Raw genomic sequence first — 20,498 nt, forward strand, 5'->3', positions numbered from 1 at the left:
GCGCATTATAGACAACCAAATCCTGACGTCAAGAAAAAACAACAAAGATTCCGATGGAAGCATGCGAGCAACGCCGACGGGACCCCGGGACCGATCACCGAGCACACCACACCTCTGGCGCCAGCGTCTCTACGGGCCTCCCGCAGGGCCCGACGCAGGAACAATCGCTTGGTGACGACCGCCGACCTTCCTGCGCAAACCGCAAAATCGCGACCATCCTGCGATAGGGCTCAGTACATGCCGGGGGCGGCGGCGTAGTTCTCGAAGCGCGTATTCTCCCCGATGAAGGTGAGGCGCACGGTGCCGGTGGGACCGTTACGATGCTTGCCGATGATCAGTTCGGCCGTCCCCTTGTCGGGCGAATCGGGGTTGTAGACCTCGTCGCGATAGATGAACATGATGATGTCCGCGTCCTGCTCGATGGCACCGGACTCGCGCAGATCGGACATCACCGGGCGCTTGTTGGGACGCTGCTCGAGGCTGCGGTTGAGCTGGGAAAGCGCCATGATCGGCACGTTCAACTCCTTGGCCAGCGACTTTACCGAACGCGAGATCTCGGACAGCTCGGAGGCACGGTTGTCGCCCTCGCGCGTGCCGCTCATCAGCTGCAGGTAGTCGATCACGATCAGACCGAGCCTGCCGCACTGGCGCGCCAGGCGACGCGCACGGGCGCGCAGGTCGATCGGGTTGAGGCCGGGCGTCTCGTCGATGTAGAGCGGCGCATCGTAGAGCTTGCCCATCGCCATGGTCAGACGCTGCCAGTCGTCGTCGGTCAGGCGTCCACTGCGGATCTTCTGCATGTCGATGCGACCCACCGAGGAGATGAAGCGAGTCGCGAGCTGCGTGCCCGGCATCTCCATCGAGAAGATCGCAACCGGCAGGCGCTGCTCGATCGCGATGTGCTCGGCAAGGTTGAGCGCGAAGGTGGTCTTGCCCATCGCCGGACGGCCGGCGACGATGATCATGTCGGACGGCTGCAGGCCGGAGGTCTTCTCGTCGAGGTCGACCAGGCCGGTCGGCACGCCGGTGACCTCGGAGGGGTTGTCGCGATCGTAGAGTTCCTGCACGCGATCCACGACCTGCTTGAGGATTGGCTGGATCGAGACGAAACCGCTGGCGTGGCGCGCGCCGGCCTCGGCGATCTCGAAGACCTTGGCCTCGGCCTCGTCGAGCAGCGCCTTGGCGTCCTTGCCCGACGGACTGAGCGCACTGGCAGCGATCTCGTCTCCCACCGCCACGAGCTTGCGCAGGATCGCGCGCTCGCGGACGATCTCTGCGTAGCGCCGGATGTTCGCCGCCGACGGCGTGTTGTTGGCGAGCTCGGCGATGTAGGCGAGACCGCCGGCCTGCTCGGCCTCGCCGTTCTTCTCCAGCGACTCGAACACGGTGACCGCATCCGCCGGACGCCCCTGGTCGATCAGCTTGGTGATGTGGCGGTAGATGCGGCGGTGGTCGTCGCGATAGAAATCGGCCTCGTTCACCAGGTCGGCGACACGCTCCCAAGCCTGGTTGTCGAGCAGGATGCCGCCGATCAGCGACTGCTCGGCCTCCAGCGAGTGCGGCGGCAGCTTGATCTGCGCGAGCTGCGGATCGGCGGAGAAATCGGAGAAACGGGAAGACGCGGAACTCATCGGATGCACCATCGGGGCCGGACCGCACATTGTAGCGAGCCGGACCGCGAGACGTTGGCGAAGGGAACGCGCCGCAGGGGCGCAGGAAACAAAAAGGGCTGCCAGCGGCAGCCCTCTTCGTGATGCACGTACAGATCGCGATTACTGCTCGGCAGCCACCACGACGGTGATGTTCGCGAGCACGTCGGCGTGCAGCGACACTTCGAGCTGGGTCTCGCCGACCTGCTTGAGCGGGCCGTCCGGCATGCGGATGGCGGAACGCTCGATGTCGAAGCCCTTGGCGGCGAGCGCCTCGGAGATGTCGGCATTGCCGACCGAGCCGAACAGACGGCCGTCCATGCCCGCCTTGCGAGCAACTTCGACGCTGACGCCTTCGAGCTTGCCCGCCAGCTCCTGGGCCGCAGCCAGCTTTTCGGCCTGGACGCGCTCGAGCTCGGCACGACGCGCTTCGAACTCGGCCAGATTGGCCTGGGTCGCGCGCTTCGCCTTGCCCTGCGGGATCAGGAAGTTGCGGGCGTAGCCGTCCTTGACCTTGACGACGTCGCCGAGACCACCGAGGTTCACGACTTTCTCGAGAAGAATGATCTGCATGGGTTCGTTCTCCTCTTACTGGTGCAGGTCGGTGTAAGGCATCAGGGCCAGGAAGCGGGCGCGCTTGACCGCGACCGACAGCTGACGCTGGTAACCCGCCTTGGTGCCGGTGATGCGCGCCGGCATGATCTTGGCGTTTTCGGTGATGAAGTCCTTGAGGATGTCCACATCCTTGTAGTCGACTTCCTCGATCTTCTCCGCGGTGAAGCGGCAGAACTTGCGACGCTTGAACAGACCACGACCGCCGCGATCGTCCTTCTTCTTGAACTTGGATTTGGGCTTGAAGGCCATTTTCAGTTTCCTTCGAGAAATTCGATAGTGTTCAGGTGCAGAACCGGAGTTCGGCTGCGCAGGCTCTTCGCGGCGAGGAATCCGGTGGCGCGCAGCGCACTCCCGGGAACCGCCACAGCCAGCACCGCCGCCAGATCGCCCAGCGCCACCGCCTGCACTTCCACCGAAACCTCGCGGGTCAGGCCCGCTTCGACTTGTTTCGATTCGTGCGCCAGCACACAGCTGGCGACCGGTATTCCGGCAGGGGTTCGACGCAGCGGCAGCACTTCGGCCACGCGCGCATCGAGGCGCAGTTCGTTCAGACCCGGCTCAGGCAACTCAGGCGGCAGCGGCTTCGCTGTCGGCCGGCTTGGCGTCGTCGGCACCGATGTTCATCGAGCGCGACTTCTCTTCCTTCATCATCGGCGAAGGCGTGGTGACGGCCTTCTTCATCTTGATGGTGAGGTGACGCAGCACGGCGTCGTTGAACTTGAACGAGTGCTCGAGTTCGGCCAGCGTCTCGCCGTCGCACTCGATGTTCATCAGCACGTAGTGGGCCTTGTGCACCTTTTGGATCGGGTAGGCCATCTGGCGGCGCCCCCAGTCTTCCAGGCGGTGGATCTGGCCGTTGCGGGTGGTCACGATGGACTTGTAGCGCTCGACCATCGCCGGCACCTGCTCGGACTGGTCCGGGTGCACGATGAAGACGATTTCATAATGTCGCATGCAAACTCCTTGCGGTTGGTTGTTGCAGCCCCCCGGCATGCGGTCCGGTGGAGCAAGGGAAGCTCGCCAGTCTAACAAGAAAACCCGGAAAATCAAAGACACTGAAGAAGCCCGGAAGTCGGGAGCGCGGTTGCAAAAGCCCGCTTACACTCTGCGACTGCCTCGTGGCGTCCGCCTCGCCTAGTATCCGGATCACCGGGGCCCTGCCCTGCAACGAAGAAATCGAACGAGGCAGACCATGAACACGACCCTGACCCGCAAGATCGCCACCGCCCTGCTCTGCGGCAGCGTCCTCGCCGCTGCCGCGCCTGCCGCCTACGCCGACCGGGACGACCGCGGCCCGCGCTGGGGCCACCACAAGCACCACTACAAGCACGATCATCGCCGCCACTGGGACGAGCGCACGGTGTATCGCGAGAAGGTCATCATCCGTGAACGCCCGCGCTACTACCGCGAGGCGGAGATCCACAACCACTACTACGAGCGCCCCTACCGCTCTTACAGCTACAGCCGCTCGCCCGCCGTGGTCATCGGCGTGGATATCCCGCCGCTGGTGATCCCGCTGCGCTGAACACCCCCCGCTCCATCCCCGTTCGCAGGGCGCGGCCTCACTCCCCTGACGGCACGCCCGGCCGAGCCGGTCGCGCGACTCAGCGCGGCCGGCTCTCCCAGATCTTCTGCAGACGCTTCACCGACACCGGCATCGGCGTCCTAAGCTCCTGCGCGTACAAGCCCACGCGCAACTCCTCCAGCAGCCAGCGGAACTCTTCCAGCGCCGGATCTTCCACGCCCGCGCGCCGGCGGGCGAGGCGCTCGCGCTCCCAGGCCTGGGCGAGCTGCTTCCACTCCGCCATGGCCTGGGGCGTCGCGCGCCGGATTGTTGCGGAGTTTGTCGAGCCGCACCGCGGCACCCTTGAGATAGCGTGCGAAGTGCGCCAGCTTGTCCCACTCGAAGGCGACGAGGAAGTCCTTCGGCAGCAGCGCACCGAGCTGGCCCTGGATATCGGCCACCACCTCGGGAAAGGTCTTCAGCCCGGACAGGCGCTTCTGCAGCGCCGCATGCTCGACCAGCAGCTGGCCGGTCAGGCGCATGAACTCCTGCGCAACCAGGCTCACCCGCGACTTGGCCTCGGCGCAGCGCTTCGCGAACGCGTCGGCATCCGTAGGCAAAGGCTCGAGCAGGCAGCAGCGGCCCAGCGTCGCCTCGATCAGGCGCGCCTTCAGCTCGGCCTCGGTGCCGAAGCCCATGTACTGCAGCGCGAGCTCGCGCAAGCCGGGCAGACGCTCGACCGCGCGCACCTGATCCTTGAGGTTGAGCGCGAACAGGCGGGCGAGGCCGCGGCGATGCACGCGCGACGCCTCCTCGGGCGTGTCGTGGGGGCGTAACGAGACGCTGTCGCCATCGTCGTGCAGCGCAGGAAAACCGATCACCTCACGGCCGGCGACGCGCACCTCGAGCAACTCGGGCAGGGCGCCGAAAGTCCACGCAGTGAAGCCGGACAGCACCGGCGCCGGGAGTTCGGCAGGCGCAGCGCTCCGGCCTGCCGGGTCGCCCGCCGCCTTGCCGCTCCCTTTGCCCCCCGGCTGCCCCGCCCCGGCACGGCCACCCACATCCGCCGCGGCATCACGCGCATCCGCGCCGGAGCGCGCACGGCCGGCGACCTCGCCCGCAACGGCGTCGGATCCGGCCCCCCGCGCGCTGACGCCCGCTCCGCCGGCACCGACGCCTTGGCCACCACCCGCGCCCCCGACGCCCACCACCGACAGCGCCCCCGCGAGCGCGCCGCCGATCTTCGCCGCCGAGAAGCGCGCCGCCACCTGCTCGCGGAAGCGCGCACGCAGCTCCATCAGGTTGCGCGACTGCCCCATCAAGCGGCCGTGCTCGTCGATCACGCGGAAGTTCATGAAGCAGTGCGGCTTCAGGTTCTCCGGGCGGAAGCTCTCCAGCGGCAGCTTCAACTGCACGCGCTCCTCCACGAAGCGTTGCAGCATCTTCAGCAGCGGCTCGTCGGTGTCGAACTCGCCGGCCTCGAAGACCGCCATGAAGGCCGCCGCGCTCTCGGCCACCGGCTGCAGGCGGTGGCGGTGCTTCTGCGGCACGGTCTTCATCAGCGCCGCAACCTTCTCTTCGAGCAGTCCCGGCACCAGCCACTCGCAGCGGTTGGCGGGGATCTGGTTGAGCATCGCCAGCGGCACCGCGAGCGTCACGCCGTCGTCGGCCTCGCCAGGCTGGTGCAGATAGGCGAGCTTCAACTTCTGCCCGAGCACCTCCAGCGTCGGCGGGAAACGGTCGGTGGTCACCCCTTCCGCGTCGTGGCGCATCAGTTGCTCGCGCGACAGATGCAGCAGCTTGGGCTCGGCCTTCTCCGCCGGCTTGCGCCACGCCTCCAGCCCCGCCAGGTCGCAGACCTCCGCGGGGAGCTTGCTGTCGTAGAAGGCCTCGATCAGGGTCTCGTCCACCAGCACGTCGGGGCGGCGCGACTTGTGCTCGAGGCGCTCGATCTCCGCCACCAGGCGCTGGTTATGGGCGAGGAAGGCCATCGCGCGCGCCGGCCCCTCGGCGATCTCGCCCTGCACCAGGCCCTCGCGGATGAAGAGCTCGCGGCACAGCGCGGGGTCGATGTCGCGATAGGCCACGCCGCGGCGCGGATAGATCACCAGTCCGTACAGCGTGCCGCGCTCCCAGGCGCGCACCGCGCCGGACGCCTTCGACCAGTGCGGCTCGAACACCTGGCGCTTGATCAGGTGGCCGCCGACCTCCTCCACCCACTCCGGCTCGATGCGCGCGATGCAGCGCCCGAACAAGCGGCTGGTCTCGACCTGCTCGGCGGCCATGATCCACTTTCCGGCCTTCTTCGCCAGCGCGGAGCCCGGGTGCGGCCAGAACTTGATCCCGCGCGCGCCGAGGTAGGCGCCGGCCTGCGGCCCCGAGGCATCCTCGACCTTGCAGCCGATGTTGCCGAGCAGCCCGGCGAGCAGCGCCTTGTGGATCGCCTCGTAGTTCGCCGGCTGTTCGTTCTCCTTCCAGCCGTGCTCGGCGCACAGGGTGTGGAGCTGGGCGAACACATCGCGCCACTCGCGCATGCGCATGTAGTTGAGGAAGTGCTTCTTGCACCAGGCCTTCTGCTTGCTGGAGGACTCGTGGCGCTGGACCTCGTCCCAGGCCTTCCACAGGTGCCAGTACCACAGGAACTCGGACTTCTGATCCTGCTCCCCGCCGCGGAACCTGGCGTGCGCCTGGTCGGCGGCACCCGGGCTGTCCTGCGGGCGCTCGCGCGGGTCCTGCACCGACAGCGCGGCGGCGATCACCAGCAACTCGGCGAGCGCGCCACGGTCGCGCGCGGCCAGGATCATGCGGCCGATGCGCGGGTCGAGCGGCAGCTTGGCGAGCTCGACGCCGGTCGGGGTGAGCTTGCGTTCATCGTCGTCGCTGACCGCGCCCAACTCGGCCAGCAGCGCGTAGCCGTCGCCGATCAGGCGCGCGCCGGGCGCGTCGATGAAGGGGAAGTCCTCCACCGCGCCGAGCTTCAGGGCCTTCATGCGCAGGATCACGCCGGCGAGCGACGACCGCAGGATCTCGGGATCGGTGTGCGCCGGGCGGCGGTTGAAGTCGTCCTCGTCGTAGAGGCGGATGCAGATGCCGTCCATGACACGACCGCAGCGCCCGGCGCGCTGCTGCGCGGCCGACCGGGCGATCTTCTCGACCTGCAGCTGCTCGACCTTGTTGCGCGGCGAGTAGCGCTTGATGCGCGCGAGTCCGGTGTCGACCACGTAGCGGATGCCCGGCACGGTCAGCGAGGTCTCGGCGACGTTGGTCGACAGCACCACCCGGCGGCCGTTGGAGGCCGAGAACACGCGCGCTTGCTCCTGCGCCGACTGGCGCGCGAACAGCGGCAGGATCTCGGTGCCGGGCAGGTGGTGCGCCTTGCGCAGCGCCTCGGCGGCCTCGCGGATCTCGCGCTCGCCGGGCAGGAAAACCAGCACGTCACCCGGGCCGCAGCGCTGGGCCTCGTCGACCGCATCGACCAGCGCGTCCATGAGGTCGCGGCTCCTGTCCTTGGCGGCCTCCCTGCCACCCTTGGCGGCGCTGCGCGCGGCCGCGGCGGGGTCAATCTCCTCGCTCTCCACCGGCCGGTAGCGCATCTCGATCGGATACAACCGGCCCGACACCTCGATCACCGGCGCCGGCTTGCCCGCGGCATCGGCAAAGTGCCGGGCGAAACGCTCGGCATCCAGCGTCGCCGAGGTCACCACCACCTTCAGATCCGGCCGGCGTGGCAGCAGGGTCTTCAGGTAGCCGAGCAGGAAATCGATGTTGAGGCTGCGCTCGTGCGCCTCGTCGATGATCAGCGTGTCGTAGGCGGCGAGCAGCGGGTCGGTCTGGGTCTCGGCGAGCAGAATGCCGTCGGTCATCAGCTTGACGTGGCTGCGCTCGCCGGTCTTGTCGGTGAAGCGGATCTTGTAGCCCACGACCTCGCCGAGCGGGCTCTTGAGCTCCTGCGCGATGCGGCTCGCGGTGGCGCGTGCGGCCAGGCGACGCGGCTGGGTGTGGCCGATGAGGCCGGCGACGCCGCGGCCGAGCGTCATCGCGATCTTCGGCAGCTGGGTGGTCTTGCCCGAGCCGGTCTCGCCGCACACGATGATGACCTGGTGGGCGGCGAGGGCCGTGGCGATCTCGTCGCGGCGCCCGGACACTGGCAGCTCGGGCGGGAAGTCCGGCACGGGCAAGGCGGCGCGGCGTGCGCGCAGCGCGGCGCGCGAGCGTTCGAGCAGGGCATCGAAGTCCGCCCGCAGGCGCAGGCGCTGCGCCGTGGCGCGCTCGTCCGCGCGTGACGGGTGGGAGAGGTCGCGCGCCATGCGGCGCAGGCGCGGGCGGTCGCCGCTCAGACAGTCATCGAAGTTCGGCAGCGCGGACGGGCGGCGCGCGCCCTTGTGTTCAGCCCTCATGGATCCGTTTCGGCTTCGTCGAGCCGCGCATTATCTCCCGCATCTTCGCCTTGTTGGCGCCGCAGTGCGACAATGAGGCCCATCCACGAACGAGCCGCCCGCCGAGCCCGACCATGCCCGCACACGCCATCGCCGCCGTCGTCTACAAGCCCACCGACAACATCGAGGCTCTGCTCGCCCGCGCCGCGCGCGCCCTGGGCGAGCGTGGCGTGCGCCTGGGCGGCGTGCTGCAGCACGACATCGCCACGGTGATCGAGGACCCCTGCGCGATGCAGCTCGAGAACCTGGAGACCGGCGAGAGCATCCCGCTGTCGCAGGAGCTCGGCCGCGGCTCGATCTCCTGCCGGGTCGACCCGGACGCGCTCGCGCAAGGCTCGATGGCGGTGCGCGGCGCGATCGAGCGCGGCGTCGAGCTGGTCATCATCAACAAGTTCGGCGCGCAGGAAGTGTCGGGCGCCGGCCTGCGCGACGAAATGGCCGAGACGGTCGTGGCCGGCGTACCCCTGCTCACGGCGGTAGGCGAGCGCTTCCTCCCCGAGTGGAAGGAATTCACCGGCGGCGAGGGCGTGCTGCTCGAACCCACGCTCGACGCCATCCTCGCCTGGTGGTCGGCGCCACGGGCAGGCTGAGGCATGGACTGCCGCCCCGGCTGCGCCGCCTGCTGCATCGCGCCCTCGATCTCCTCGCCCATCCCCGGCATGCCGCACGGCAAACCCGCGGGTGTGCGCTGCGCGCAGCTCGACGAGGCCGGGCACTGCCGCCTGTTCGGCGACCCGCGTCGGCCGGCGGTGTGCGCCAGCCTGCGCCCCGGCGCCGAGATGTGCGGCACCGACCGCGAGCATGCCCTGCTTTTTCTCGCCACCCTCGAAGCGATGACGGCGACCTGAGCGGGCAAACCTACCCCGCAGTGCAACATCCCGCCGGCTATAATCCGGCCTCCGATCCCTCCACCCTTCCCCCACTTCCAGCCCGGCCGCATGGACCTCTCCCTCCTCCTCGTCGCGCTCGTCCTCGGCATCGTCGAAGGCCTGACCGAATTCCTCCCGGTGTCCTCCACCGGCCACCTCATCATCCTGGGCGACCTGCTCGGCTACAACGACGACACCAGCAAGGTGTTCAAGATCGTCATCCAGCTCGCCGCCATCCTCGCCGTGTGCTGGGACTATCGCGAGCGCCTGATCAAGGTCGCGAGCGGGATCACCACCGAACCGAGCGCGCAGCGCTTCGTCGGGCTGCTGTTCATCGGCTTCCTGCCCGCGGCGGTGCTCGGGCTGATGTTCCACTCCACCATCAAGGGCCTGCTGTTCAACCCGATCACGGTGGCCACCGCGCTGGTGGTCGGCGGCCTGATCATCCTCTACGTGGAAAAGCGCGCCTACCACCCGCGCCTGAATTCGGTGGATGAACTGCGCTGGACAGACGCGCTCAAGGTGGGCTTCGCCCAGGCGCTGGCGATGATCCCGGGCACTTCGCGCTCGGGCGCGACCATCATGGGCGGCGTCATCTTCGGCCTGTCGCGCAAGACGGCGGCGGAGTTCTCCTTCTTCCTGGCGATCCCGACCATGTTCGCCGCCACCGCCTACGACCTGTACAAGAACTGGGCGCTGCTGCGGGTGGAAGACCTGCCGGTGTTCGCGGTCGGCTTCATCGCCTCCTTCGTCGCCGCGATGTGGGCGGTGAAGAGCTTCATCAAGTTCATCTCCAACCACACCTTCGTCGCCTTCGCCTGGTACCGCATCGTCTTCGGCATCTTCGTGCTCGCCACCTGGTACTTCGGCTGGGTCGAGTGGTCCGAGCCATGATCGAGGCAGCACGATGATCCTCTACCTGCACGGCTTCCGTTCCGCCCCGGCGTCGATCAAGGCGCGCGCCCTGAAGGAACGCATGGTCGAGCGCGGCCTGGCCGAACGCTTCTGGTGCGCGCAGCTGCCGGTGTCGCCGCGCGCCGCGATCGCGCTCGCCGAAACGGAGATCGCGCGCATCCGCGCCGCCGGCCTCGAGCCCACCGTGGTCGGCAGCTCGCTCGGTGGCTACTACGCCACCTGGCTCGCCGAGCGCCACGACCTGCGCGCGGTGCTGATCAATCCGGCCGTGGTCGCGCCGCTCTCGCTCGAGGCCTATGTCGGCGTGCAGGACAACCTCTACACCGGCGAGCGCTTCGAATTCACCCGCGGCCACATCGACGAGCTGCGCGCGATCGAGGTGCCGACGATCACCCGGCCGGAGCGCTTCTGGCTGCTGGTGGAGACCGGCGACGAGGTGCTCGACTACCGCCACGCGGTGGACAAGTACGCTGGTGCCCGCCAGACCGTGCTCGAAGGCGGCGACCATGGCTTCTCGCGCTGGAACGACTACCTGGACGAGGTGCTCGCCTATGCGGGGCTGGGCGATACCCGCCCCTGACCCGACCGAACACGGAGTGCCGCCGATGAGCCGTCCCACCGATCCCGCCCAACCCGGCTTCGATGCCCGCCGCTTCAAGGCCATGGAGCGCGCCGGCTTCAACCGCATCGCCGCGCGCTACGCCGAAGGCGCCCACCTGCGCGCCGAACTCGCCGAAGCCCTGCTCGAGGCCGCCGCGCTCGCCCCCGGCCAGCGCGTGCTCGACCTCGCCAGCGGCCCCGGCCTGCTCGCCGGCCAGGCCGCGCTGCGCGTCGCCCCCGGCGGCAGCGTGCTCGCCACCGACATCGCCGAGGGCATGCTCGCCGAAGGCGCGCGTCGCTGCGGCGAACACGCCGACGCTCCGTGCTTCGCCGCCGCCGACGCCGAACAGCTGTGCCTCGCCGACGCCAGCATGGACCGCGTGCTCGCCGGGCTGGCGCTGTTCATCTTCCCGCACCCCGAGCGCGCGCTCGCCGAAATGCACCGCGTGCTCATGCCCGGCGGACGGGTGGCACTGTCGGTGTGGGGCGTGCGCGAGTCCGTGCCGCTGATCCACCGCGCTCAGGACACCATCGCCCGCCTGCTGCCGCCGCCCAAGGTGTCGCGCCCCTCGGTGTTCCGCTACGGCGAGGCGGAAGTGCTGTCCGCCACGCTCGCGGCGGCCGGCTTCGACGACATCGACATCCGCCCCTGCACCTTCTCCTGCCACTTCGCCGACGCCGAAGCCTACTGGCAGGCCTTCCTCGACCTCGCCGGCGGTGCCGCGGAGGCGCTCGGCCGCCTGCCCGAGCCCATCCAGGCGGACCTGCGCGCGGCGGTCGCGGACGACCTCGCCGATCACCGCTGCGACGACGGCCGCGGCGGCTTCCTGGTGCCGGCCCTGACCCTGGTGGCGAGCGCCCGCCGGCCGGGCTGACCCCCCCGGGCCGAGCCCTGCCGCCCGCGCGGCCGGGGGCCGCACTGCGGCCCGCTGCCGATTTCCCGGCGCCCCCGCCTTCCTCCTTCCACCCCCTGCCCCGTCCGGATCCCGACTTGTCCCGCTTCCAAACCCGCGCACCGACCGCGGCACTCCCCGCTTCCGCAGTCGAAGGCGACACCCGCGCCGTGCGCCAGGGCATGTTCGCCGCCCTCGCCGCCTTCGTGACCTGGGGTCTGGCGCCGCTCTACTTCCGCGCCCTCGGCAGCGTGCCGCCCTTCGAGATCGTCGCCCACCGCGTGCTGTGGTCGGCGCTGCTGCTCGCGCTGATGCTGGCCACGCTGCGCTTCACCGGCGGCTTCGAACGCGTGGGCGCCGTGCTGCGGCAGCCCCGCCTGCTCGCCCTGCTCGCGCTCACCTCGCTGCTCACCAGCAGCAACTGGCTGGTCTTCATCTGGGCGATCGACGCCGGGCGCCTGCTCGAGGCCAGCCTCGGCTACTTCATCAACCCGCTGGTCAGCGTGGCGCTCGGCGCGATCTTCCTCGGCGAACGCCTGCGCCCGCTGCAGGCCGCCGCGGTGGGCATCGCCTGCGCCGGCGTGGCCTGGCGGGTCTGGCAGCTCGGCAGCCTGCCGTGGATCCCGCTCTTCCTCGCCGGCACCTTCGGCCTCTACGGCCTGCTGCGCAAGCGCGCCCCGGTGGACGCCGTGGGCGGACTCTTCATCGAGACGCTCGTCGTCGCGCCCCTCGCGCTCGCCTGGCTGCTGTGGCTGCACGCCCAGGGCAGCCTCGCCTTCGGCAGCGGCAACCCGGCCGAATGGCTGCTGCCGCTCACCGGCGTGATCACCGCGATCCCGCTGATGCTGTTCGCGGTCGGCGCCCGCCGCCTGCCGCTGGCCACGGTCGGCTTCCTGCAGTACATCGCGCCCAGCCTCAATTTCCTGGTCGCGGTGCTGCTCTTCCGCGAGCCCTTCGACACCACCCAGCTCGTCGGCTTCGCGCTCATCTGGCTCGCGCTCGCGGTGTATTCCGCGGACATGGTCAGGGCCGGGCGGCGGACGGCGCGGCGAGCCCGCTGACGGAAGCGGTGCGCGCCAGCCGCGTCGGGTGACGGCCTCGCCGATCGACGGGGCACCCAATGGCAGCGTCGGCGGTCGCATCCCCGCCAGGATCGCGACTTGCGTCGCTCCTACGGCGCACCCCGGTGCCACGGCTCGCTGCCGGCGCGATCGGCCCCGAATGCGCGAGGCCGCGGGGCAGGGGATGGCGGGGGCCAACTTCAGGAGCGCCGAGGTGGAGGGCGTCGCCGGGGAAACAAGGCGACGCATGTCCGAGGCGCGCAGCGACGAGTTTGCGTCGCCGCCCCCGCGGCGTCCTCCACCGCGGGAAGCCCCGAGCGCAGCGAGGGGCCGCGAGTGCAGGCGGCCCCCGCCACCCCGGCCCCGCGGCCGAATCGAAGCCGCACCGACTCCGAACCACGCCGACGCCGAACCGCACCGCACTGGAGCCGCACCGAATCGGTGCCAGCCCCGATCGGAGCCGCGCCGGATCGCCCCCCGCGCGGCATCGCCCCCTCATTCGCACCCCGCGATAGGGCCGGCGGCCCGAATCCAGTAAACTAGCGCGCTTGCTTTCTTCAGGCGGATGCCGATGTTCGTGCTGTATGAAGAGGACGGGGCCTTCAAGGCCGGAACCATCCTCGCCGATAACGACGCCACGCTGCAGGTCGAGAACACCCACGGCAAGCGGGTGAAGCTCAAGCGCGCCCATGTGCTGATGGAGTTCCGCGAGCCGGGGCCTTCCGACCTGCTCGCGCGCGCCGAGGCCGAGGCCGAAGGCCTGGACGTCGAATTCCTCTGGGAAGTGTGCGGCGACGACGAGTTCGCCTTCGCCGACTTCGCCGCCGAATATCACGGCCATGTTCCGAACGCGGTCGAATCGGCCGCCCTGCTGCTGCGCCTGCACTCGGCGCCGATCTGGTTCCACCGCAAGGGACGCGGGCGCTTCCGCAAGGCCCCCGCCGACATCCTCCAGGCCGCGCTCGCCGGCCTCGAGAAGAAGCGCCAGCAGGCCGCCGCGATCGAGCACATGCGCGCCGAACTGGTCGCCGGGCGCCTGCCGCCCGAGCTCGCCGCGCTGCTGCCGCAGGCGCTCTACCGCCCCGACCGCAACCGCCCAGAGATCAAGGCGCTCGAAGCCGCCTGCGTCGACAGCGGGCTGTCGGCCGCGCGCCTGCTGCTGGCCTGCGGTGCGCTCGCCTCGAGCTACGACTTCCATTACAACCGCTTCCTCTTCGAGCACTTCCCCGAAGGCACCGCCTTCCCCGCCATCGAGCCCCCCGTGCTGCCGACCGCGCTGCCGCGTGCCGAGGTTGCCGCATTCTCGATCGACGACGCCTCCACCACCGAGATCGACGACGCCTTCTCGGTGACGCCGCGCGCCGAGGGCGGCTGGCGCATCGGCATCCACATCGCCGCACCCGCGCTCGGCTTCGCGCGCGGCTCGACGCTCGACGCGGTCGCGCGCCGGCGCCTGTCCACCGTCTACATGCCGGGCAACAAGATCACCATGCTGCCCGACGAGATCGTGCAGACCTTCACCCTCGGCGAGGGCCGCGACTGTCCGGCGGTGTCGCTCTACCTCGACATCACCCCGGGGCTGGCGATCGTCCATCAGGAGAGCCGGGTCGAACTCGTGCCGATCGTGGCCAACCTGCGCCACCACGACATCGAGCCGGTGTTCAACGACGACACCGTCCACAACGGCGGCCCCGACTTCCAGTGGAAGCGCGAGCTGACCCTGCTGTGGGACCTCGCCACCGTGCTCGAGGCTGGACGCGGCAAGGCCGCCGGCAACGAGGACCGCATCGACTTCGGCTTCAGCGTGGACTGGACCGAGGAGACCGCGGACGGCCCGGGACGCGTCAGCATCGGCCGGCGCCTGCGCGGCTCGCCGATGGACAAGCTCGTCGCCGAGCTGATGATCCACGCCAACATGACCTGGGGAAAGCTGCTCGATACCTCGGGCATCCCCGGCCTGTATCGCGCCCAGGGCGGCGGCAAGGTGCGCATGACCACGGTCGCCGCGCCGCACGAAGGCCTCGGGGTGGACTGCTACGCGTGGTCGAGCTCGCCGCTGCGGCGCTACGTCGACTTGGTGAACCAGTGGCAGATCATCTCGGTGCTGCAGGGCACCCCGCCCGCGTTCGCGCCCAAGTCGGCCGAGCTGATGGCGGCGATGCGCGACTTCGAGCTCACCTACGCCGAGTACGCCGAGTTCCAGCGCGGCATGGAGCGCTACTGGTGCCTGCGCTGGCTGCGCCAGCACGGCCGCGGCGAGGTCGAGGCCACGGTGCTGCGCGAGAACGTGGTGCGCCTCGCCGAGATTCCGCTGGTGATCCGCGTACCCTCGATGCCGCTGCAGATGCCCGGCAGCCGGGTCAAGCTCGTCGTCGAGCGCACCGACCTGCTCGACGTCGAGGTGGAGGCGCGCTTCGTACAGACGCTCGCCGAACCCGATCCCGAGACGGTGGACGAGGCCGGCTTCGGTTTCGCGTGATCTGCGCATGACTCCCCCCGCCGCCCCCGTCCTGCCCGCCGGCGCCCTGCCGGGGGCCTGGAGCGGGCGCCTGCGGCGCTTCGGCGGACCGCTGCTGGTGGCGGCCTTCGTCATCTCGATCAGCCTGCACGCGCTGCTGCTGCTGATCCACTTCCGCCTGCCCGAGGCCAAGCCCGCGCGCGACAAGGGTCTGGAAGTGGTGCTGGTCAACGCCCGCCACGCCCGGGCACCCGACAAGGCCGAGGTGCTCGCGCAGGCCAACGTCGATGCCGGCGGCAACACCGAGCAGGAGGTGCGCGCGAGCACGCCGCTGCCGCCGCAGCCCAACCGCCAGGACGGCGACGCCCTGGTCGAGGCCAAGCGCCGCGCGCCCGAGCCGGTGCGCGAGCAGAAGCAGGTGATCACCCGCGACAAGGCGCCGGCCAAGGTCGCTGCGGCGCCGAAGAAGGTCGAGCAGCCCACGCCGACACCCGAACCGCAGCGCGAGATCAGCGGCCTCGACCTGCTCGACAGCGCCGCCGCGGTCGCCCGCATCGAGGCCCAGATCGACCGCGACCTCAAGGAGCTCGCCAAGCGTCCGCGCAAGAAGTTCATCGGCGCGCGCGCGCAGGAATACCGCTTCGCGCAGTACGTCGAGGACTGGCGGCAGAAGGTCGAGCGCATCGGCACCTTGAACTACCCGGATGCGGCGCGCGGCCGGCTCTACGGCAGCCTGCTGCTGTCGGTGACGATCCGCTCCGATGGCACGGTGGAGCGGATGGGCGTGCATCGCAGCTCGGGCCACAAGGTGCTCGACGACGCCGCGCTGCGCATCGTCAAGATGGCCGCGCCCTACGCCCCCTTCCCGCCCGACATCCGCAAGGACTACGACGTGATCGAGATCACCCGCACGTGGACCTTCACCAACAGCGACCAGGTGCGCGCCAACTGAGACCCCGCCCATGGACCGTTACGCCGTCGTCGGCAACCCGATCGCCCACAGCAAGTCGCCCTGGATCCACGCCGCGTTCGCTCGCCAGACCGGGCAGGCGCTCACCTACGAGGCCCTGCTCGCCCCGCTCGACGATTTCGCCGCGACGGTGGCGCGCTTTCGCGCCGAGGGTGGGCGCGGCCTCAACGTCACCGTGCCCTTCAAGCTCGAGGCCTTCGCCCTCGCCGACCGCCGCACGCCGCGTGCCGAGGCGGCCGGTGCGGTCAACACGCTCGCCTTCGGCACGGACGGCATCCTCGGCGACAACACCGACGGCGCCGGCCTGGTGCGCGACCTCGCGAGCCATCTCGGTTGCCCGCCCCGCGGGCGGCGCATCCTGCTGCTGGGCGCCGGCGGCGCCACCCGCGGTGCGCTGTTGCCGCTGCTCGACACCGCACCCGCTGACCTGTGCATCGCCAACCGCACGGCGCACAAGGCGGTGGAGCTGGCGCAGGCCTTCGCCGCCCACGCCGGCACGGTGCGCATCGAGGGCTGCGGCTTCGAGGCGCTCGCCGACCAGCGCTTCGACCTCGTGATCAACGCCACCTCCGCCAGCCTGTCCGGCGAACTGCCGCCGCTGCCGCCCGGCCTCTACGCCCAGGGCGCGCTCGCCTACGACATGATGTACGGCCGCGGCCACACGCCCTTCCTGCGCGCCGCGCTCGCCGACGGTGCGGCGCGGGTGGCCGACGGGCTGGGCATGCTGGTCGAGCAGGCCGCCGAGAGCTTCGCGCTGTGGCGCGGCGTGCGCCCCGACTCCGCGCCGGTGCTGGCCGAGCTGCGCCAGCTCATCGAAGCCGGCTGAGGCCAGCGTGCCGATCCCCGCGCCGCGCCGCATCCTCGGCTGGGTCGCCCGCGGGCTGGGTGTCGCGCTGCTGTTGGCGCTGTTCTGGCAGGCGGTGCTGCTGACCCAGGTGGTGTGGTGGAGCCGCTTCGATCCCGGCAGCACGAGCTTCATGCGCATCCGCCTCGCCGAGTTGCGCGAAGCCGACCCGCGGGCCGAACTGCGCCAGCAATGGGTGCCCTACGAGCGCATCTCGATCCACCTCAAGCGCGCGGTGGTCGCTGCCGAGGACGATCGCTTCCTCGACCACGACGGCTTCGACTGGGAGGGCATCGAGCGCGCCCTGGAGCGCAACGCCGAGGAGGGCCGCGTCACCGCCGGTGGCTCGACGATCAGCCAGCAGCTCGCCAAGAACCTCTTCCTGTCGTCCTCGCGCTCCTGGCTGCGCAAGGGCCAGGAGGCGGCGATCACCCTGATGATCGAGGCGACCTGGGACAAGCGCCGCATCCTCGAGGTGTACCTGAACGTGGCCGAATGGGGCAACGGCGTGTTCGGTGCCGAGGCCGCCGCGCGCCACTACTACGGCCGCCCGGCCGCCAGCCTGGGCCCGGCCGAGGCCGCGCGCCTGGCGGTGATGCTGCCCAACCCGCGGCGCTACGAGAAGACCTTCGGCCCCCGCCTGGCCGCGCACGCGGCGCGGGTGCAGCGGCGGATGGCGAATTCGCAGGTGCCTTGAGCGCAAGGCGCGAGGGGCGGGAATGGCCCTCCGCCGATTTTTCGCCTTCTGTCACATGATCGGGGTCGCGTGCGCGGGGGGGAGTCCGTAGAATTCGCGACTTGCCCCTCCGCCGGCCTTGCGCGCGATGACCGAGCCCGAAGAACTCCACGCCGACGACGTCCAGCAGCACCTCAAGGAGGTGCAGGATCTGCTCGCCCGCCAGAAGGTGGTGGAGGGTCTCGTCCATCGCCAGGACATGCCGCGCCACGAGCTGGTGGAGAACCTCGTGCACAAGCAGCACGAGGCCGGGCTGCGCGCCAAGCTCGACAGTCTGCACCCGGCCGACATCGCCTACATCCTCGAGGCGCTGCCGCGCGAGGAGCGTCTCTATGTCTGGGACCTGGTCAAGGCAGAGCGTGACGGCGAGATCCTGCTCGAGGTCTCCGACGCGGTACGCGAGTCGCTCATCGAGACGATGGACCCCGAGGAGCTCAAGGCGGCGGCAGGTTCGCTGGATGCCGACGAGCTCGCCGACCTCGCCCCCGACCTGCCGCCCGAGGTCATCGAGGACGTCTTCCAGTCGCTCGACAGCGAGGGCCGCGAGCAGCTGCGCGCGGCGATGTCCTACCCGGAGGATTCCGTCGGCGCGCTGATGGACTTCGACATGGTGACGGTACGCGACGACGTCACCCTGGAGGTCGTGCTGCGCTACCTGCGCCGCTTCGACGAACTCCCCGACCACACCGACAAGCTCTTCGTGGTCGACCGCGAGGACCACCTCGAGGGCATCCTGACCCTGGAGACGCTGCTGATCAGCGACCCGGAAAAGACCGTGGCCGAGGTGATGCGCTCCGAGCCGGTGATCAGCTTCACCCCCGAGGACGAGGCCGACGACGCCGCCCAGGCCTTCGAGCGCTACGACCTGGTGTCGGCGCCGGTGATCGATTCCGAGCGGCGGGTGATCGGCCGCATCACCGTGGCCGACGCGGTGGACTTCATCCGCGAGGAGTCCGAGGCCGAGATCCTGTCCCAGGCCGGCCTGCGCGAGGAGGAGGACATCTTCGCCTCGGTGTGGAGCTCGGTGAAGAACCGCTGGGCCTGGCTGGCGATCAACCTCGTCACCGCCTTCGTGGCCTCGCGCGTGATCGGCCTGTTCGAGGAGTCGATCGAGAAGCTGGTCGCGCTCGCGGCGCTGATGCCGATCGTCGCCGGCATCGGCGGCAACTCGGGCAACCAGACCGTGACGATGATCGTGCGTGCGATCGCGATGGGCCAGGTCGAGCCCTCGGCGATGACCCGCCTGCTGCGCAAGGAGCTCGGCGTGGCGCTGATCAACGGCGTGGTGTGGGGCGGACTGCTCGGCGTGCTGGCGTGGTGGCTCTACGGCAACGTCGATCTCGGCCTGGTGATGACCGGTGCGATGACGCTGAACCTCCTGCTGGCAGCCTGCGCGGGCGTGCTGGTCCCGATGCTGCGCCAGCGCCTCGGCGCTGACCCCGCGCTCGGCGGCTCGGTGATGATCACCGCACTCACCGACTCGGGCGGCTTCTTCATCTTCCTCGGGCTGGCGACGCTTTTCCTGCTCTGACGGGCGAGATGTGAGGAATATGGCGCCAGGAGCGGGCGAGCCCGCTCCGCAGGCCTGCGGGAAGGCTCAGCCCAGTTGGGCGAAGACCGCGCGCGCCACGGCCACCGTGGCGTCGATCTCGGCCTCGCCATGCGCCACCGACACGAAGCCGGCCTCGAAGGCCGAGGGCGCGAAGTAGTGGCCGGCTTCCAGCATGGCGTGGAAGAAGCGGTTGAAGCGCTCCTTGTCCGTAGCCATCACCTGGGCGAAGGAGGCCGGCACCTTGTCGGCGAAATAGACGCCGAACATGCCGCCGACCGAGTCCGCGCTGAACGTGACGCCGGCATCCTTGGCCGCCGCGGCGAGACCCGCAACCAGTCGCTGCGTGCTCGCCGTCAGCCGCTCGTAGAAGCCGGCCTCACGCGTCAGCTGCAGCGACACCATGCCCGCCGCCACTGCCACCGGGCTGCCCGACAGGGTGCCGGCCTGGTAAACGCTGCCCAGCGGGGCGATCTTTTCCATGATGTCGCGACGACCGCCGAAGGCGCCCACCGGCATGCCGCCGCCGATCACCTTGCCGAGCGTGGTCAGGTCGGGGGTGATGCCGTAGAGGCCCTGCACGCCCTGCGGGCCGACGCGGAACCCCGTCATCACCTCGTCGAAGATCAGCACCGCGCCGTACTCGGTGCAGATGCGGCGCAGGCCTTCGAGGAAGCCGGGCTGCGGCTTGATCAGGTTCATGTTGCCGGCCACCGGCTCGACGATGATCGCGGCGATCTCGTCGCCGCGCGCCTTGAACACGTCCTCGACCTGCTGCAGGTCGTTGTAGTCGAGCACGATGGTGTGCTTGGCGAAGTCCGCCGGCACGCCGCCCGAGGACGGGTTGCCGAAGGTCAGCAGGCCGGAGCCGGCCTTCACCAGCAGGCTGTCGGCGTGGCCGTGGTAGCAGCCCTCGAACTTCACGATCGCATCGCGGCCGGTGAAGCCGCGCGCCAGCCGGATCGCGCTCATGGTCGCCTCGGTGCCCGAACTGACCAGGCGCACCATCTCCACCGAGGGCAGCATGGCGCAGATCAGCTCGGCCATGTCGACCTCGCTCTCGGTGGGCGCACCGAAGGACAGGCCCTTCAGCGCCGCCTCGCGCACCGCCTCGATGATCGCCGGGTGGGCGTGGCCGGCGATCGCCGGGCCCCAGGAGCCGACGTAGTCGATGTACTCCTTGCCATCCGCATCCCACACCCGGGCACCTTCGGCGCGCGCAAGGAAGCGCGGCGTGCCGCCCACCGAGCGGAAGGCGCGGACGGGCGAATTTACGCCACCGGGGATGCTGCGCTGGGCGCGCTGGAAGAGGGCTTCGTTACGGCTGGTCATGGCAGAGGGTTCCTGTGCTGCGTGCGAAAGCCGGCATTGTGGCGCCGCAAGGCCAAGCCGGTCCACC

At 69.9% G+C, this 20,498-nt stretch carries 18 protein-coding genes and 1 pseudogene; 12 read left to right on the forward strand and 7 right to left on the reverse strand.

Going from position 1 to position 20,498, the window contains the following annotated elements; translation table 11 throughout:
* Nucleotides 1-230 precede the first annotated feature (230 nt).
* The 5 genes from dnaB to rpsF form a co-directional block, all read right to left on the reverse strand.
* Complete coding sequence (gene dnaB / locus TMZ1T_RS17765) at nt 231-1,631, reverse strand: replicative DNA helicase (protein ID WP_040829426.1); 1,401 nt, start codon at nt 1,629-1,631, stop codon at nt 231-233.
* A 141-nt stretch (nt 1,632-1,772) separates the two neighbouring features.
* Nucleotides 1,773-2,222, reverse strand: coding sequence for a 50S ribosomal protein L9 (gene rplI, locus TMZ1T_RS17770; protein ID WP_004321663.1), 450 nt, complete (start codon nt 2,220-2,222; stop codon nt 1,773-1,775).
* Between the two features lie 15 nt (nt 2,223-2,237).
* Nucleotides 2,238-2,513, reverse strand: a complete 276-nt coding sequence (gene rpsR, locus TMZ1T_RS17775; protein ID WP_002933051.1) for a 30S ribosomal protein S18 — start codon at nt 2,511-2,513, stop codon at nt 2,238-2,240.
* Between the two features lie 2 nt (nt 2,514-2,515).
* Nucleotides 2,516-2,788, reverse strand: coding sequence for a primosomal replication protein N (gene priB, locus TMZ1T_RS17780; RefSeq protein WP_231570744.1), 273 nt, complete (start codon nt 2,786-2,788; stop codon nt 2,516-2,518).
* 43 nt (nt 2,789-2,831) lie between these two features.
* Nucleotides 2,832-3,218: a 30S ribosomal protein S6 gene (gene rpsF / locus TMZ1T_RS17785; protein WP_004321668.1), complete on the reverse strand. Its 387-nt coding sequence runs from the start codon at nt 3,216-3,218 to the stop codon at nt 2,832-2,834.
* A gap of 238 nt (nt 3,219-3,456) precedes the next feature.
* On the opposite strand from rpsF, the gene TMZ1T_RS17790 reads away from it, so the two are divergent.
* Complete coding sequence (locus TMZ1T_RS17790) at nt 3,457-3,789, forward strand: hypothetical protein (protein ID WP_004321671.1); 333 nt, start codon at nt 3,457-3,459, stop codon at nt 3,787-3,789.
* A gap of 79 nt (nt 3,790-3,868) precedes the next feature.
* Here TMZ1T_RS17790 and hrpA read toward each other — a convergent pair.
* Nucleotides 3,869-8,075 (reverse strand): annotated as a pseudogene (hrpA, locus tag TMZ1T_RS17795) (ATP-dependent RNA helicase HrpA).
* A 203-nt stretch (nt 8,076-8,278) separates the two neighbouring features.
* Between hrpA and TMZ1T_RS17800 the strand changes: the two are divergent.
* The 11 genes from TMZ1T_RS17800 (at nt 8,279) to mgtE (ending at nt 19,081) form a co-directional block, all read left to right on the forward strand.
* Nucleotides 8,279-8,794 (forward strand): DUF2478 domain-containing protein, encoded by a 516-nt coding sequence (locus TMZ1T_RS17800; protein WP_004321676.1) that lies wholly within the window; start codon nt 8,279-8,281, stop codon nt 8,792-8,794.
* Nucleotides 8,795-8,797: 3 nt separating this feature from the next.
* Nucleotides 8,798-9,052: a YkgJ family cysteine cluster protein gene (locus TMZ1T_RS17805; RefSeq protein ID WP_004321677.1), complete on the forward strand. Its 255-nt coding sequence runs from the start codon at nt 8,798-8,800 to the stop codon at nt 9,050-9,052.
* A 90-nt stretch (nt 9,053-9,142) separates the two neighbouring features.
* Nucleotides 9,143-9,967 carry an undecaprenyl-diphosphate phosphatase gene (locus TMZ1T_RS17810; protein ID WP_004321679.1) on the forward strand — a complete coding sequence of 275 codons (825 nt, stop codon included), beginning with the start codon at nt 9,143-9,145 and terminating at the stop codon, nt 9,965-9,967.
* A gap of 13 nt (nt 9,968-9,980) precedes the next feature.
* Nucleotides 9,981-10,568 (forward strand): YqiA/YcfP family alpha/beta fold hydrolase, encoded by a 588-nt coding sequence (locus tag TMZ1T_RS17815; RefSeq protein ID WP_004321682.1) that lies wholly within the window; start codon nt 9,981-9,983, stop codon nt 10,566-10,568.
* 25 nt (nt 10,569-10,593) lie between these two features.
* Entirely contained in the window at nt 10,594-11,463 is an 870-nt protein-coding gene (locus tag TMZ1T_RS17820) for a class I SAM-dependent methyltransferase (RefSeq protein ID WP_012586059.1), read from the forward strand.
* Nucleotides 11,464-11,663: 200 nt separating this feature from the next.
* The gene (rarD, locus tag TMZ1T_RS17825; RefSeq protein WP_040829419.1) at nt 11,664-12,542 is read left to right on the forward strand and encodes an EamA family transporter RarD; all 879 of its coding nucleotides are present in this window, start codon (nt 11,664-11,666) and stop codon (nt 12,540-12,542) included.
* A 571-nt stretch (nt 12,543-13,113) separates the two neighbouring features.
* The gene (locus TMZ1T_RS17830) at nt 13,114-15,021 is read left to right on the forward strand and encodes a ribonuclease catalytic domain-containing protein (RefSeq protein ID WP_012586061.1); all 1,908 of its coding nucleotides are present in this window, start codon (nt 13,114-13,116) and stop codon (nt 15,019-15,021) included.
* 7 nt (nt 15,022-15,028) lie between these two features.
* The gene (locus tag TMZ1T_RS17835; protein ID WP_012586062.1) at nt 15,029-15,952 is read left to right on the forward strand and encodes an energy transducer TonB; all 924 of its coding nucleotides are present in this window, start codon (nt 15,029-15,031) and stop codon (nt 15,950-15,952) included.
* 10 nt (nt 15,953-15,962) lie between these two features.
* On the forward strand, nt 15,963-16,796 hold the full coding sequence (gene aroE / locus TMZ1T_RS17840; RefSeq protein WP_004321312.1) for a shikimate dehydrogenase: 834 nt from the start codon (nt 15,963-15,965) through the stop codon (nt 16,794-16,796).
* Between the two features lie 7 nt (nt 16,797-16,803).
* Nucleotides 16,804-17,511: a monofunctional biosynthetic peptidoglycan transglycosylase gene (gene mtgA, locus TMZ1T_RS17845; protein WP_004321314.1), complete on the forward strand. Its 708-nt coding sequence runs from the start codon at nt 16,804-16,806 to the stop codon at nt 17,509-17,511.
* A 127-nt stretch (nt 17,512-17,638) separates the two neighbouring features.
* Complete coding sequence (gene mgtE, locus TMZ1T_RS17850) at nt 17,639-19,081, forward strand: magnesium transporter (RefSeq protein ID WP_004321317.1); 1,443 nt, start codon at nt 17,639-17,641, stop codon at nt 19,079-19,081.
* A 66-nt stretch (nt 19,082-19,147) separates the two neighbouring features.
* Here mgtE and hemL read toward each other — a convergent pair whose 3' ends face one another.
* Nucleotides 19,148-20,431, reverse strand: a complete 1,284-nt coding sequence (hemL, locus tag TMZ1T_RS17855; protein ID WP_012586063.1) for a glutamate-1-semialdehyde 2,1-aminomutase — start codon at nt 20,429-20,431, stop codon at nt 19,148-19,150.
* Between the last annotated feature and the right edge of the window lie 67 nt (nt 20,432-20,498).

The organism is Thauera aminoaromatica (assembly GCF_000021765.1).
In the GTDB taxonomy this organism is placed as follows: Bacteria; Pseudomonadota; Gammaproteobacteria; order Burkholderiales; family Rhodocyclaceae; genus Thauera; species Thauera aminoaromatica.

Bases quoted from the DNA above. Each gene is read 5' to 3' on its own strand.
- rpsF (WP_004321668.1), bottom strand. From the start codon at position 3,218: ATGCGACATTATGAAATCGTCTTCATCGTGCACCCGGACCAGTCCGAG.
- TMZ1T_RS17820 (WP_012586059.1), top strand. From the start codon at position 10,594: ATGAGCCGTCCCACCGATCCCGCCCAACCCGGCTTCGATGCCCGCCGC.
- TMZ1T_RS17830 (WP_012586061.1), top strand. From the start codon at position 13,114: ATGTTCGTGCTGTATGAAGAGGACGGGGCCTTCAAGGCCGGAACCATC.
- rpsR (WP_002933051.1), bottom strand. From the start codon at position 2,513: ATGGCCTTCAAGCCCAAATCCAAGTTCAAGAAGAAGGACGATCGCGGC.
- TMZ1T_RS17790 (WP_004321671.1), top strand. From the start codon at position 3,457: ATGAACACGACCCTGACCCGCAAGATCGCCACCGCCCTGCTCTGCGGC.
- mgtE (WP_004321317.1), top strand. From the start codon at position 17,639: ATGACCGAGCCCGAAGAACTCCACGCCGACGACGTCCAGCAGCACCTC.
- TMZ1T_RS17835 (WP_012586062.1), top strand. From the start codon at position 15,029: ATGACTCCCCCCGCCGCCCCCGTCCTGCCCGCCGGCGCCCTGCCGGGG.
- rplI (WP_004321663.1), bottom strand. From the start codon at position 2,222: ATGCAGATCATTCTTCTCGAGAAAGTCGTGAACCTCGGTGGTCTCGGC.
- dnaB (WP_040829426.1), bottom strand. From the start codon at position 1,631: ATGAGTTCCGCGTCTTCCCGTTTCTCCGATTTCTCCGCCGATCCGCAG.
- hemL (WP_012586063.1), bottom strand. From the start codon at position 20,431: ATGACCAGCCGTAACGAAGCCCTCTTCCAGCGCGCCCAGCGCAGCATC.
- TMZ1T_RS17815 (WP_004321682.1), top strand. From the start codon at position 9,981: ATGATCCTCTACCTGCACGGCTTCCGTTCCGCCCCGGCGTCGATCAAG.
- aroE (WP_004321312.1), top strand. From the start codon at position 15,963: ATGGACCGTTACGCCGTCGTCGGCAACCCGATCGCCCACAGCAAGTCG.
- TMZ1T_RS17810 (WP_004321679.1), top strand. From the start codon at position 9,143: ATGGACCTCTCCCTCCTCCTCGTCGCGCTCGTCCTCGGCATCGTCGAA.
- TMZ1T_RS17800 (WP_004321676.1), top strand. From the start codon at position 8,279: ATGCCCGCACACGCCATCGCCGCCGTCGTCTACAAGCCCACCGACAAC.
- rarD (WP_040829419.1), top strand. From the start codon at position 11,664: ATGTTCGCCGCCCTCGCCGCCTTCGTGACCTGGGGTCTGGCGCCGCTC.
- TMZ1T_RS17805 (WP_004321677.1), top strand. From the start codon at position 8,798: ATGGACTGCCGCCCCGGCTGCGCCGCCTGCTGCATCGCGCCCTCGATC.